General features: G+C 54.3%; 10 protein-coding genes. 2 read left to right on the top strand and 8 right to left on the bottom strand.

Going from position 1 to position 13,989, the window contains the following annotated elements:
• Positions 1 to 57: 57 nt before the first annotated feature.
• The 6 genes from E1J53_RS09230 to E1J53_RS09205 form a co-directional block, all read right to left on the bottom strand.
• Entirely contained in the window at positions 58 to 1,146 is a 1,089-nt protein-coding gene (locus tag E1J53_RS09230; RefSeq protein WP_134272648.1) for an aromatic ring-hydroxylating dioxygenase subunit alpha, read from the bottom strand.
• 51 nt (positions 1,147 to 1,197) lie between these two features.
• Positions 1,198 to 1,737, bottom strand: coding sequence for a hypothetical protein (locus E1J53_RS09225; RefSeq protein WP_134272647.1), 540 nt, complete (start codon positions 1,735 to 1,737; stop codon positions 1,198 to 1,200).
• 177 nt (positions 1,738 to 1,914) lie between these two features.
• A complete protein-coding gene (locus tag E1J53_RS09220; protein ID WP_134272646.1) occupies positions 1,915 to 3,042 on the bottom strand; it encodes a hypothetical protein in 1,128 nt (375 codons plus the stop codon).
• A gap of 47 nt (positions 3,043 to 3,089) precedes the next feature.
• Entirely contained in the window at positions 3,090 to 3,497 is a 408-nt protein-coding gene (locus tag E1J53_RS09215) for a hypothetical protein (RefSeq protein WP_134272645.1), read from the bottom strand.
• Positions 3,498 to 3,509: 12 nt separating this feature from the next.
• The gene (locus E1J53_RS09210; protein WP_134272644.1) at positions 3,510 to 4,787 is read right to left on the bottom strand and encodes a hypothetical protein; all 1,278 of its coding nucleotides are present in this window, start codon (positions 4,785 to 4,787) and stop codon (positions 3,510 to 3,512) included.
• The gene (locus E1J53_RS09205) at positions 4,787 to 7,360 is read right to left on the bottom strand and encodes a hypothetical protein (RefSeq protein WP_134272643.1); all 2,574 of its coding nucleotides are present in this window, start codon (positions 7,358 to 7,360) and stop codon (positions 4,787 to 4,789) included. Before E1J53_RS09205 ends, E1J53_RS09210 begins: the two co-directional genes overlap by 1 nt.
• Before the next feature lie 222 nt (positions 7,361 to 7,582).
• Here E1J53_RS09205 and E1J53_RS09200 point away from each other — a divergent pair, with 222 nt between their 5' ends.
• Positions 7,583 to 8,548 (top strand): RNA polymerase sigma factor, encoded by a 966-nt coding sequence (locus E1J53_RS09200; RefSeq protein WP_134272642.1) that lies wholly within the window; start codon positions 7,583 to 7,585, stop codon positions 8,546 to 8,548.
• A 4-nt stretch (positions 8,549 to 8,552) separates the two neighbouring features.
• A complete protein-coding gene (locus E1J53_RS09195) occupies positions 8,553 to 9,311 on the top strand; it encodes a hypothetical protein (RefSeq protein WP_134272641.1) in 759 nt (252 codons plus the stop codon).
• Positions 9,312 to 9,342: 31 nt separating this feature from the next.
• Here the strand turns inward: E1J53_RS09195 and E1J53_RS09190 are convergent, their stop codons facing one another.
• Together E1J53_RS09190 and E1J53_RS09185 are read right to left on the bottom strand one after the other, a co-directional pair.
• A complete protein-coding gene (locus tag E1J53_RS09190; protein WP_173021415.1) occupies positions 9,343 to 11,532 on the bottom strand; it encodes a CHAT domain-containing protein in 2,190 nt (729 codons plus the stop codon).
• Between the two features lie 758 nt (positions 11,533 to 12,290).
• A complete protein-coding gene (locus E1J53_RS09185) occupies positions 12,291 to 13,919 on the bottom strand; it encodes a S8 family serine peptidase (protein WP_134272639.1) in 1,629 nt (542 codons plus the stop codon).
• Positions 13,920 to 13,989 lie beyond the last annotated feature (70 nt).

The raw sequence follows: 13,989 nt of genomic DNA, 5'->3' as shown, positions 1-13,989 counted from the left end.
ACGTCAATCCACGCTCCGTTACATAAATCAGGACATCTTTATATTGACCATCAGGTCTTACGCGTCCAAATACTGCGCCAACAACCGGTGAAAATGATGCACGCCCTGCTCGCGGGTGGGGGAGAAGCGGCCGGCCCGGTAGTACCTTGACTTCAGGCCCCGGTGCACCCCTTCTACCACAAACTCATCTTCCCGTTCCACCTTGTCCATCAGGGCACTGGCTTCTTCACTCATCGTTTCTTCCCGCCACATGTAGGTGATAAACGACACCTTGGTCTTATTCATGCTAATGGGTTTGACGACGTTCACCGATAATCCCCAGGGGTAGAAGTTGAACATCAGGTTAGGGAAAACCCAGTAGTAGTAAGCACCTACTTCCCGGCCGTAATCGGGGTGGCCCTCCGGGAGATCGAAGGATTGCTCGCCACTTTCGGCATAGCCGATTTGGAGGTTGAGGTGGTCGTAAAGTTTGGTGGTGTACTGCCCGTAGTCCAGGAGCTTATTCAGACCTTCGTGGACGAAGGGAATGTGAAAGCCTTCCAGGTAGTTATCGCAATAGAGGGCCCAGTGACAGTTAACCAAGTAATCCTTACTGGATACCGGATCCAGTTTAAACTCCCGGAGGGGTAAGAAACCCACCCGTTCTTCCATCACTTTTATCACCTCCGTAAAGTCAAAGCCGGGTTCAAGCCCCACGAACAGGTGGTCACCCCATTTTCGCAGCGGAAACTGGTGGAGGCTGTCGCAGGGCCGGGGGAAGTTTTTGGCTTCTTTGAACTCGGGCATCGATTTGAAACTGCCGTCCAGATTCCAGCGGCGTCCGTGGTAGGCACAGATCAACTGACGGGATTTGCCGGGATGTTGCCGGATGATATTCCCCCGGTGGGTGCATACGTTGCTCAGGCAGCGAATGTCATCTTCGGCGTCCCGCACCAACAGCATTGGTTCGGTGAGGTAGTTGTCCAGGAGGTGGAGTGGATACACGGATTCCGGTAGGGGAATCAGGGTGTGGGCGTCTCCGATCCACTGCCAGGTGCGCGTGAATACCTTTTCCCGGAGCGCCTCGAATACTTCCTGGCTGCGGTAAAAGGCGGCCGGGAGCGTTTCGGCTTCGGTGATGTCGGGATGGACGAAAAATTTACTCATGTCGGAAAGAGAACGGAATGAAGATAATTGGGGGATGCCCCAAAGTAATTCTTATTCCTCGTTGTCCTTCCGTAGTCGGGCCTTCATCTGGTTGTAGACGGTGTAACTCCTGATTTCGGGCACGGTATCCTGCCCCATAACTTCACCCCCGCTGACCCGTTCGGGGGCATCGAAGTTGGAAGTGATTTCGTAGGAGAGGAAATCGCCTTCGTGGCAGATGCGGGTCTGCAGGCTACTGCCCATACCCGCAAAAACGTTCAGGAGGCAATCGTCGACGAGGTAGGTGTCCAACAAAATGCTGTTCTGTTCGTCAATGGCGAAGTGACCTTTCTCCCCATCAAGGGCGACCAGTTGGTACCGACGAACATCCGGTTGGTCGGGATTCCTCCGGTAGTTGATGACAAACTGCCAGCGGTCTCCCTCGGGGCGGATGGTGAGGGCCATGGGAAAGGAGTCCACTTTGACGCCGTAGGACCAGATATCGACCGTGCCCCGCCACTGGCCGTGCCAGGAATCGGGAAGGACCTGGGCACCCAGAGCGCCGCCGCAAAGCAGGAAAAGTACCGGAAGGATCGAACGAAAAACTTGCATGGGAGGGATGATGGTTCGAGGGCAAGGTAATGGAAGGCCACTTATTTTCCGGAGTCATTCACTCGACCTCCCAATCGCAGGGCATTTTAATAAAAGCATTGCACCTGCGTCCTCGCCCCAAAAATGGGGGAGTACACAGGCGCAAAAAAACATCGGAAAAGGTTTTAGGTGTCGGGTTTAGCCGGCGACCAGCTGGCGGCTGGTCTTGATGGCTTTAATGTCGCGTTTGGTGGCGTTGGACCATTGGGTGATGATGTTGGTAATGTCCTGGCGGAAACCCACCGTGCCAAGGGCGGTCTGTACCGCACTAACGGTGTCCAGCTGTCCGGATTCAATTTGCAGGAGGAAGCTGGACAGCAGGTTGGCCAGGTCAAAGAAGCTACCGGATTGGGGATTGGCCGCTAACCCGACTTTCTGGCCCACCTTGATCAGGCGGTCTTCGGGGCTGTTGGCCGTAGCCCCCAGGTCGCTGATGAGCGGATGGGTTCCCTGTTCCAGGGTAAAGTGGAACCAGGACATCATGGCGACCGCATTGAATTCCTCCCGCGTCAGGTTTCCTCCCTGGCGGCGGACCTGCAGCATGTTGCGGAGGTTGGTGCACAGGGTAGCGATGGAGGCAAAGTCGGTGCTGTTCGTACCGGAGGTATTGGACTGGTTGATCACCGCCTGGTAGAATTCCCGCAGCAGTTTCTCAATGGTGGGCACAAAATCCCGGTTGGAGTGCTGGGGCTTGGTGAACGGGTAGGCCTTATTGCTGTCCGTACCGTGCACCAGGTCCATGCCGAACATACGGTAGTAGGCATTTCGGCGGGTGGCTTCGGCGTCCGGGCGGATTTCACTGCGCAGCGCGTAGGTATAAAACCCGGGCAAATGGCGGTAGAACAACATCTCGGTATTGCGCAGCCAGGCCTGGGTGGCGGGAGAGGGTGTATTCAGGGTTTCCCCGGTGAGGAAGGCCGTCAACACCCGGTAGAAAATCTGCGTCATCCGCGTGTTTTCCAGCATGTAGGCGTAGATCAGATGCTGCCAGTCTACCCGGGGCGTTAACGTGGAAAGGTTGGTGGCTGGCGCAGTATACCCCCGGGTAGTATTATTCATATTGGTGGTTGGGGAACCCTGCAATAATGGATAATTTATGTTCACCAGTTCATACGGACGTGGCCGGTTGTTGGGGCCGCGGCCCTGGGCATTTCGTGGAGCGTTTACCCAAATGCCCTCCAGGAAGTTGGCCAGCTGGGCGGGGTGGAGATGCAACAAGTCGTGGGCATTTCCGGCGAAATATTCTTGAGCAAGTCTTGCAAACATGATTGCTAAATTTTAATGGTGGTAGGTTGATGGACGTTGGAGATTTCTCAGGATAGAGGAACTACTTTCTTGGGTTCCTCGCATTCATCTCCTTTGTCATCGGCCTTAATCTTTTCGATGTCCTTCGCAACGGAGCTACCCTCCAGCGGAGGTGGAGCACCGATTCCCATCGAAGATTTGATCCGGTTACTACGGCATTCAAACTCCTTCTTTTTGGGGTCTTCCGGGGGGCAATCCGGCCGGTTATCCTTCTGCTCTTTGCACATCTCCTTCCACATCCCCATAAATTCCTTGAATTGTTCGGGGGTAAAGGTGATGCAGCGTTGCTCGGGATCAGGTACCGGGCGTACTTCCCGGGACTGCTTTGCCGCCTGCACGGTTTTTTTCGCAGATTGGCTGGCAGCCTGGGTTACCGGGGCGGTTTTGGGCTTATTCTTATCGTTTCTCGTTGCCATGACGGATTAGGTTTAGTATTCCCCCAGGAGGGCGGGGGCGGTTTGTGGTTGTGAATGATGGAGTGACGGCCAATCCGTAAGTCGGGAAAACCAGTGGTCCATTTCCCGCCGGAAGGCGGGGCTCTGGTAGCTTTCGGTTACCTGTTTATAAACGGAGAGGGCCAGTAATCGGAGGCTGTTGTTGCGGAGGTCACTGACGGGCCAGGCGTTTGGTGGCCCGAGTCGGCTTCCCCACTGAAGCAAGTTTCTGGGGTGTACTTCCTGAATGGGTAGGTACTGCTGTAGCGAACTCCCGCCAAACGCCCGCATGGGGCGCTGAAGGACGATGGCCGCTACTTTGGGAACCATAAGCCGGTTCAGTTTTAGCCAGGGAATGATCTCACCCTCCAGTTGATGGAGTGGATTGCTGGCAATCCAGTTGCGTTCCAGGTCATCCCACGGGCCACTGCCAAAGGCCAGCCGGCACATTTCGATACCCAACAGCGTACGCAGATAGGGCATAGGATGCACCGCGCCGGGACGGTACTGGAAGACGAGATTCGGTCCGCCGGAAAGGACGTCGTGCAGGGTCGCTACGGCGCCGTATCCGGTGTAGGCAAAGGCGAAGGCATCGGCGGCAATTTCCGAAGACCATCCCGCCCATAAGTTGCCAATGACCGGACTTTCGGATGAAAGCTCTCTTCTCAGCACCTCGGCCAGCTCGGCGTTCCAGTTCAGGGCGTAGGCGATCTGGTGCCCGGCCTCGTGGATCAGGGCGGTGGGGCGATAGATGTTGTGCCGCACGACCTTGATCACCGCCACGGGGTTTACGCCCCGCTGGTCCCAGAGCCGGAGGCCCGCCTTCAGGATGGAAGCTCCCAGCCCCTTGTCGATGTAGGTCATGACGGGGGGCACCAGGTGGCCCAGGGGCCGGAGAGCCCGCTCAATGGCTGCGCCGGCGAGCTTATCCAGGGCGGCCAGATGACGGCCCAAGCTGGGATTGGTGCGCGTGTTGATGGCGTCGCCGAAGTAGTCCAGGGTGACTTCAGTGGCCAGGTACCGCCGCCGCAACTGTTGTAGGTCGCGGAGGATGTCCTCCTCCCGGGCTCCCTCTTGTCTGGCCAGCTGCATCAGGTGATCTGCCTCCTGCTGGAGGCGCCTGACGGAGGCACCCAGACGGGCGCGCAGGAAGGTGTCGGTATACCGCTCGAGCTGCTCCCAGGTGCTGGCCGAAGCCAGTCCCTGGAAGTCGCTCAGGCGTTGCGTGGCCGCCTGCCAGTGGTCGATCTGTCGGATGAGATGTAGGCTCATTACAGTGACTTACGACCCGGGAAGATGCGCAGGTCGGGTGTGGGGATGGCCGGGATGACCGTTCCGGTAACGTCTCCGACACTCACGGGCCGACCTTGCTTGAGTTTAAACAGGGTGCGGATGAGGGCCATGCCGGGCATGTCAACGAAAACGAGGTGAAGGGTGAGACCCTGTGCTCCGTTTTCCTGGGCGCGAATGAAGTCGTTGCGGAGGCGGCGCAGGTGATTAGCCAGGGCCTTTTCGGCCAACTTCACCAGGCGTTGGATGATCTTTTTGACGGCCATTTTCAGCCCTTCCTTCGCGGCGCCGCCGACGATGCGGCCACCGGCCTTCAGCAGCTTACCCAGGAAGTCTTCCAGGTACTGATCTTCCGAGAGTTCCATGACGACCTTCACGTGCCGGCCAATGTCCTTGAGCAGGATGTTGTTGAGCGCATCCCGGATGGAGGTCCGGAAGGTCGTGGCCGCCCCGAGGTAGTCGTTGGCTTTAATCCGACGGGTTACTTCCGCAGCTTTCGCCTCGGTCATCATCAGGGCCAGGGTCATGGTGGACCGGGTGAAGTCCAGCTTCACGTAGGCATCGTCTTTGGTCACGCCGGAAGGAATGCCGGGAAGCACGGGACGTGGTGGTTGCGGACGCACGGGTGCCGGGGGCGTTCCGGCGGCCTGGCTCACCAGTTCCAGGTAGTAGAATCGCTGGCCGACCTGAATGCGGTTGCGGTTGGAAAGCCAGCGGGCGGCAACCCGGCTACCCAGCCGTGGATTGCCCAGCAGCTGACCGGCTACCTGTGGCGTGAGGGGGTGGATTTGGGACCAGGCCGAACGGCGGCTGGATCCCAGGCCCCGGACGTTGCGCTCCAGCAACGAGATGTGGCTGAGGGTCGTGCCGCGAATGGCCTGGTAAATGTGCACCTTGACGCGAACCTTGTAGGAACCACCCAATTGATGGCGCCGGCGGAGGAAGCTCTGCAGGTACTGTCCACCAAAAGTTTTGATGCCCCGCACTTTGGCACGATCAAGGTTGACCTCCAGGACCCGGCTGTACTTTTTGTAGCGGCGGCGTCCACGGCGGGGCAGCAGTACCCAGGCGGCTCCGACTTCGCTTTCCCGGAGTTCCTCCTGGACCATGTCCGAGGGGAAGTTCTGCGCCACGAGGGCGGAAAACTGCTCGACGATTTCCTGCTCCAGCAGTTCCTGATCGTTCAGGACCTCGGCACTGAGTCCGGTGGTGTGGTAGGTGATTTCCTCCAGCACCTGAGCGATGGACTCGGCGGCGGCAGTATCGGCCTCGTGCTCGGAGACCTCCAGGTTCAGCAGGGAGAAACCCTTGGACACCAGGGTCCGGGCCAGAGGCGCGGCGTACTTCTTGCCGATCAGGCGGGCGATGAGTTTGGTGAACAGGCCGGAAATGAAGTTGATCACGCGCTTACGGCCGATGATGCGAATACCCCACCGTAGGACCATGAGGGCCGTGCCGACGAATTCCTCTACGTGCGGACGAACTTCCTCGGGACTCTGGGCGGTTTGCAGAGCTTCAATCAGGCGCTCCCGAGCGTGTTCGAAGCGTGCCTCCGCTTCACGGTCCTGGAGATCCTGGCGGGTGTCGTTGTAGGCTGCCAGAATCTGATCGGCTTCTTCCTCCGTATTGGCGAAGGTTTGCTCCGCCAAACGAAGGTTGAATTCCTGTTCAAGAATTTCGAGGTCGGCACTGGCGGGGGGGAGGACGGGTGACAGATCAAATTCCTGATCCTCGACCATGAGCTCGGCCTCCTCCATTTCGTTCAGTTCCAGTTCTGCGCTAATGCCCAGCTTACGGGCAAGCATCCGGGCGGGGTTCCGCAGCATCTGGGGAAGCCGGTTGATGACCTTGCGCACGATCTTGCCGAGGAGGCCGCGGGCCATCTTCTTCAGGCGCCCCAGCACCAGATTCATGGGGTTCAACTTCTTAACGATGTTGATGCCCTTCTTGACCACCTTGGCTACTCCCTTGGCCGCCTTTTTGGCTTTTTTCCAAAGCTTTTTGAGGAATTCCTCGAAGACGGGGTTGCCCAGGGAGTGGTTGCTCTCGTAGCGTTCAAAAATGTCGTCAATCTGGCCTTCGGTGAGCGTTTCCTGATCGAGCTTGGCGAAGTCCCGCATCAAGTGATCCATCAGGTTTTCGGAGGCAACGGCCAGGGGTTGGAAGTGATTGGTGAGGACTTCCTCCTCCATCTGAGCGTCGCGCAGCTGGTTGCTGGTGTGCTGGGAGGAGACGTGTTCGGCCAGGTAGCGTTCGGCCTCGTTGGCCAGGTCCACGATGGCCTCGCTGAATTCATCCTCCTGAATCTCGTCGAGAAATTGCACGAAGGCTTGCTCCTGAGGGCCAAAAGACTCTCCTTCCGCAGTGGCGGTGGTTAAGGGGTTGAAGAACGGAGATTCGCGTTCGATGTAGGCATCAATCGCGGGGGCCGTAACAAATTCGTTTTCCACAACCGGGGTATTCAGGGAAAAGGGCGATTCATGCTGGTGTAGCAAATCATCGTGCCCGTTATCCGTGCTCGTATCCCAGTTGGAGTACATTGATTGGTCCATCATTAGTGGATTTTAGTAGGATATTTATTTGGGTATGCATAGCTCCGTCAGGCCCCTCCGCGGAGGGGTTCCCAATACATTGCTGTTTGTACGTTTTTGGTAATTCAAGTCATTTCTTCCCCGAAAAAGGAGGGAAGGGACTTCAATTACTCCTCCTATCCGGGGTGGATATGGATTTGTGACAGCCTAATCAAAAAAAATCCGTTATTTAGAAAAAAAATCAGCTTGGAAGAGGGGTCTGAACAAAATAAGCAGCGACCAAAACGAAGAATATCGCCGGACGATTACGCGCTTTTTACCTTCCTGAAGAATAACCGGGATGAGGACTCCGTCAACTTAGTATTTAATCATTACCTGAACTCCCTGGAGGCCCATTTCCGAGGACAGGGAATTGCCGAAGAAGATATTGATCACGCCGCGATTCAGACCTTCGCGCGCTTCAAATCCTCCCTGGAACTGGGGGGCGTGCGGTGGCCCATAAAAGACCCCTTATGGTCCATTTTTCTGGCGTTTGGTCGCATGGGCTTTCCGGACTACGACTGGTCCGTACCCCACACCAATACCATCAATTACCTCAGTAAAATTTGTTTGATTGACCTGGGGGCGGAAAAGCGTGATGCGGCCCTGAACGCCATTACGACCGCCTTTCGGGAACCCGCGCGAACGGATTTTTCCTACACCAATTACGCTTCAGTAATTGAGTTCGAGGACCTCTATCAGGAAACCATGATTGAATTGGTGAAGAAATTTCCGCGCAAGGAAAACAAGCATTCGGCCCGCTTCTACCAGTATTTCAAAACCATCTTTTTTAATAAGGCGGCGGATGCCTGGAACAGCGATCAACGTAGTCCGGAATCGCCCATTGCTGAATTAAATCAGAACGGTAATTTCGAAAAAGAATTAAAAGAAACTGAGGAAATATGTCATAATACGGAAGCGACCCTGGATAATATGGTTGAGTTGTATCGGTTGCACGAACTGTTCGGAGTAGAAGATTCCGTGCGGAGTGTGCGAAAGATGCTGAAGAGCCTGGAACCCAGATGTAGAGCAATTATCACCCTGTATTATCTTGAAGGAGCCTCCTATAAGCAATTGGCTGAGGTGTTGGATATGGACCTGCTGAGTGTGGGCACGACCAAGGCAAGATGTATGAAGAGTTTGCGGCAAGCGTTTCAACAAATTAAGAAGTAACTCAATGAAAGAGGCGGACAAAAATGGTGGTGTCGACGAAGCGCAGGTGCAAGCCTATGTCTTCGGAGAGCTGAGTACCGAGGAAGCGGCGGAGGTGGCCCGGCAGATCGGGGAGCATCCCGAGTTGCGGGAATGGGCGGACAAATACGAAACAATTCGGGGAGGATTAATCAGCGAACGGGCCGGGGTTCTGGCTAATACGGTGCTAAAGGTAGCGCGCCCTGCTCCGGCTCCGGCAAAACAGCCTACGGGTAGGAAACTATATCTATGGGCGGCGGCGGCTTCCGTCCTGTTGCTACTCGGTATCTGGGGCGTGTGGCAGTACCAAAATCACTCTCCCGAAGCGATTGCCAACCGGCATTTCCTGATGCCCCTGGACCCCAGCGTTGCGGGGGGAGGTGATAACGATGTTACTATGAGCCAGGGCACCGATGCCTTTTTCGCCGGCCAGTACGAGCGTTCCCGGGAGGTGCTTATCGCCCTGTCCGATAACCCAAACTATGGCACTACGGCGAGGTATTTTCTCCCCCACGCGGCCTTTTTGCTGAAGGATTATGCGAGAGCCAGCCAGGAATTCGAACGGGTCCTGGAAGACGAGAACCTGACGGAAGAAAAGAAGCAACGGGCTCGCTGGAATACCATGATGGCGGACCTCGCCGTCCGGAAAGATATCTCAGATAACCTCACCGGATCCTGGCCCGAAGCGTGGCTTGGCCCATTGCGGGAAGAGCTCGACGCCCCCTGGCATCGGTGGTTCTATTGAGATTTCGGATCGCCAGCCCTTAGGACTACGTCTACCTGAAAAAGGCGGGATCAAGGGGTGCCGTTTCCCCCGTCAGGGTGAAACTCGCCCAGTGATAGGGGTGAGATTGGTCTCCTCCGCCCTCAATGAAGGAGTGCTTTACCATCTGCAGCGCACGGCTGCGTGATTCTCCCGCCCGAAGATTTTGATAGTATTCCCGGAAGAACTCCACCTTGGAGTTTTGGTTGACCAACCAGTGGGAAGCCACCACGGACCTGGCACCTGCGATCGCGCCCCCTCGGCTTAAACTGATCATACCTTCGCCCTCCGATATTTCCCCGAATCCCGTCTCGCAGGCGCTCAACACCAGCATCTCCAGGTTCAGCCGCATGGACGATAATTCCGGCAGTTGAAGAAGCTTCATTTTGCTCAGCGAAGATCCATCACCCAACAGAATGCCGGACTGATAAATGCTCAGGGGGAACACCAATCCGTGACCGGTAAAGTGCAGAATACCGTACTTGTCGAGATCATACCCCAGGCCAAGTTCAGTGGTTTTTTCCCCGCGTAACTCCTCACTCTTCGTCTGAGCGGCGATCTGTTCAATTTCCGTTTCGGCGTAGGCCAACGGAGCCAGCGGAACGGGATCTGCACGCCCAATGATGGGTAAGTCAATCGCCTCCTCCTGCACCGGACAGACCAGTAACGCCGCCGACCCACCGGAATATTCATCCCCGAGACGATCACTCCAGGTGCCCGCCGAAAATTCATAGTTGATGGTGAAGTTTTTATTCAGGAAAGGATATTCCTGGTATTGATGCAGGTGCTCTTCTGAGGGAGTATTCGTGAGGAGGGCGGCAAAGGGAAGGTAGGAAAGGGGACCGTCTTGAATGATGGTCAGCGACGCCACCGCCGGGTGGCGATCGGTGAAGGGAAATACCAGATGCTGATACAGGAAATGGGCGGCCTCCACGAAACTTTGTTGAGTAGAATCCCGCCATTCCCGATTATTTTCCCACTCCCATTTACCCGGCGCCCGCAGGCCCCGCTGTAAATCATTCACGCGGTGGATGATGGTTTCGGTAGAAACGTCAACTTTTTCCAGGCTTAATTCTCCACGGTATAGGGTGCTCAGATATATGGCCTCCTGCCCCACGAAATAATCGAGCACCATATGGTTTGACGGAATTTCGTTACTCAGTTCAGTCAATACTGGCGTAATTGATTGTTCCTGAAGGGGAACGCTCGTCTTGTAATAAAGCGAATCTTCGAGGTATCGGATTTGGAGCTCTAATTCATCCAGTTCCTCCAGTAGTTGTTCTTTTTTCTGTTCATTCTTTTCCTGTCGGATGGTATTAATGAGGCTATTTCTATTCGATAAAAAAGAATAGCGCTGGTCATTAAGTGATTCTGCCACTAAACGGTTGCGGGCGAAACTTCTTCGCTGCCGTTCCCGCAGTATCTGCGCCTTACTTTTGGCGATGCAGTTGATCCCCAGGTGCAGGTAAGCCGAATCTTTGTGGGTGTTCCATCCTTTCAGGGAGAAATCCAGGAGCCCCTCGTAGAATGTTTTGAGTTCCTTGATGGTATTTCGCTTGGAGAATTCGGACCGCACTTCATACTGCAGTAAATTAAAGATGCTGTCCACCCTTTCCACCTGCTTGCTTACCGAGGAAAAGGGAACCCGCTCGGGGTGGTCCGCGTGTAGCAAATAGGTAATTCTTGCTTTTTCCAGAATGGGGTCTTTGAGCTGGTTGCGGTCAAGGGCGAAGGATAAACCGGGTTTTTCGGGTACGCCGTGGTAGGCCAGCTGGGCATCCGTGAGGTGTTGCAGGGCCAGGGTGGTGTCTCCCCGTTGCAGGGCAATATCGGCCAGGTTTTCCAGGCAGGTGCCAACGTCCGAAAATGCGCCGTTGGCGCGATAGATTTCCATGGCCCGGTGCAGGTGGTCAATGGCACGGATATAATCTCCAACTTTTCCGTAGTGCCGGCCCAGGTTGTTGTAGCTATGGCCCATGTACGTTTCTAAAGGCCGGTATTTCTGATTTATGGCAACGCAAAGTTCCGCCGCCGCTTTGGCTGTTTCAAGATTGCCTTCCGTATCCGCAATGAGATAACGAGCCTCTTCGATGTCAGCCAGGAAAATCGAGTCGTCGGCCAGTGGGTTGTCCTGAGAAAATAGATGTTTAATTCCCCGATCAACGGCAGCCTTTGCGTCAGCAATTTTATTAGCATCATGCAATACTTTAGCGTAGTATGCATATAATCGGGCACATTCGTAATAATCTACACCTCCCTCTTCACATATCATGGAACTTTTCCCCAAAAATTCCAGTGCTCCCTCAATGTCCCCCAACTCATTTAATCCATTACCTAAATTATCAAATAGGCTTGCCTTCAAAGAATTGCCGATTTCGCAATCGGTAAGATACTGGAGGTCGATGGCAATTTTGATGTTATATATTGAGCTGTCGAGGCGCCCATGGTAGGTATGGATGGTCCCAATGTTTCGATGTAGTTTAGTAATGAAGAAAACGTATACAGAATCAGCCGCTTTGGCTTGTTCCAGAGCGAGATAGTAATGATGGAGCGCTAAAGAATCCTTTTCGGAGGAATAATGGTGCCGACCAATCAAGTAATTTACGTAGGCCAATTCCTGGATTGAAACGGTACTGTCAGCGGTTGCCCGATATGCCATTAGTGAATCGACCAAATTAAGGGAGTCGCCGCGGAGGGTATCCAGGGAAATTGCTCCCCTCAAGAATTCACTTCCGTGGGGTTCATGGCAAGCGATGGGCTTCCCCGAAAAGAATACAGTTTCCGTGCTCTCGGTACACCCCGAAAGCAGAGTAACCAAGAAGATTAAGGAGAATCCGATGTTTAATTTCAAAACTCTGGTGGTTTGTAGACTTTCTCGTGCACAGCGTCAATCCCTGTTATACGGGCTCAATAGGGGAGATTTCCGGCTATTACGGCCCTGGCCTCCGTACGAATCCTTAGTTAGGGCTGGTATCCGATGGCAGCCTTTAGGGTCGGCTCTGCTCCCGGGTCATAGTATTTGTGGTTTTTTGTGTCTATTTGGCTACTCGTGGAGCACTCATTCAGGATGGCATCCTTCACGGCGGATGCCGACCAGCCTTGCTGAGGAAATAACATCGCCGCCCTGCGGCTAATCACGGCGGCAGCCATGGACGTTCCCGATAATTCTACGGTATTGCTGCCACTACCGGCCAGGGCACTTTTGATGTTTGTCCCGGGGGCCGCCAGGTCAACTACGTTACCGTGGTTGGAATAGGATGCCAGTACCTGGGTGTTCCCCGGACCATCCAGCGCCGCAACGGAAATCATATTTTTCGTAAACATTTCACTGAAGCCGGAGGGCCAGTGATTACAGCAGTCGACGTCCGTACTGTCGTTACCGGCCGAAGCTACCATCAGGATACCGGCATCGGCGGCCATGCGAAGGTGAGCTTCCAGTAAACTATCGGGTTCCTTGGCGTAATATCCCCAGCTCATGTTAATGATGTTAGCCTTTTGCCTCACGGCAAAGCGAATCCCACAAAGGGCGGAAAACAAGTCGCAGCGGAATTCATCATTAGTGATGTCACCGTAATAGTCGCCCATCTGCTGAGCGGATACCCGGATCCCGTAAGAATTTGGTTGGTTTCCACTCAGGACCGTTCCCGCAATGTGCGTGCCGTGGCCATTACGGTCAATGGGGTTATTGTCGTGGCTAATCGCGTCGTATCCAAAGAAATCGTGACAGGGATCAAAACCGGTAAAGCCACCACCCGAATCATCGCTAAAAATGATGCTACCAGGACTATTATTCCCGATGAGGTTGCCGTAGAAATGTTTCGTGGGTTCGTGACTTGGAGCGCTTGCGTCGAATTGATACAAATAATCTATTCCCGTATCAATAATGGATACTTTGACGATATTATCTCTAGTCCTGTCTTGAGGAATAATTACTTCTGGAACGCAGCCACGTTGATTCTGGGCAATTTCTTTCCAAAAATCAATCGCTGCGTCCTTAGTAATATCCTTCTGCGGAATAATTACCCCACATTCATCGCTTACGATGGGGGCGTTGGGGGGATTTATTGGCCCAAAGTTCAGATTGTAATTCGCACCAATGGCACCGATGACTCCGGTGTTTTGATTTTTGGCCCGACTACGACTTCCGGCAACACCACTATTGATGTCCATTCCCGGGGGAGGATCAAAGTATATCAGTAACAGCCCGGGGTCACAGTCACAGTCCCGCTGGATGTAGACTTTTTTGATCTGGAAGGGCTCATCTTTATGATCGAGCAGGAGATAATTAATGTCCCGAACCAGGTCTTTGGTGCCGAGGGTAACCGTATCGCAATGGATGTCTTCGCCACGGGGAGGATTGTCGGGTTCAAGCTTTACGATCCTCTGGTTACTGTATTTTCCACCCTTTGGAGAATAGCAGAGATAGTACAAGTCCTTTTCTTCAACGTCTGCTCGACTTACCTTGTCCTTCAGTTTTACGACCAGTTCATTTCCTATGGCTGGAGTCATCTCGGTCTGGCAACATCCACTGAATATTAATAGAGTAGCCAGGGTCAGACCGACCAGGCTTTGTTTAGCGTAGCTGTTCATTGAGAGCAATTTTCTCTCCTATCTGGAAAAGACCTAGGATTGTGACAAAATGGGTGTTGTTTCTCGCGGA

This window comes from Lewinella sp. W8, from assembly GCF_004375085.3.
GTDB lineage: Bacteria > Bacteroidota > Bacteroidia > Chitinophagales > Saprospiraceae > Neolewinella.
This window is presented reverse-complemented; position numbering and strand designations above follow the sequence as displayed.

Excerpts from the sequence above, each read along its gene's own strand:
- E1J53_RS09230 (WP_134272648.1), bottom strand. The coding sequence starts at position 1,146 with ATGAGTAAATTTTTCGTCCATCCCGACATCACCGAAGCCGAAACGCTC.
- E1J53_RS09225 (WP_134272647.1), bottom strand. The coding sequence starts at position 1,737 with ATGCAAGTTTTTCGTTCGATCCTTCCGGTACTTTTCCTGCTTTGCGGC.
- E1J53_RS09220 (WP_134272646.1), bottom strand. The coding sequence starts at position 3,042 with ATGTTTGCAAGACTTGCTCAAGAATATTTCGCCGGAAATGCCCACGAC.
- E1J53_RS09215 (WP_134272645.1), bottom strand. The coding sequence starts at position 3,497 with ATGGCAACGAGAAACGATAAGAATAAGCCCAAAACCGCCCCGGTAACC.
- E1J53_RS09210 (WP_134272644.1), bottom strand. The coding sequence starts at position 4,787 with ATGAGCCTACATCTCATCCGACAGATCGACCACTGGCAGGCGGCCACG.
- E1J53_RS09205 (WP_134272643.1), bottom strand. The coding sequence starts at position 7,360 with ATGATGGACCAATCAATGTACTCCAACTGGGATACGAGCACGGATAAC.
- E1J53_RS09195 (WP_134272641.1), top strand. The coding sequence starts at position 8,553 with ATGAAAGAGGCGGACAAAAATGGTGGTGTCGACGAAGCGCAGGTGCAA.
- E1J53_RS09185 (WP_134272639.1), bottom strand. The coding sequence starts at position 13,919 with ATGAACAGCTACGCTAAACAAAGCCTGGTCGGTCTGACCCTGGCTACT.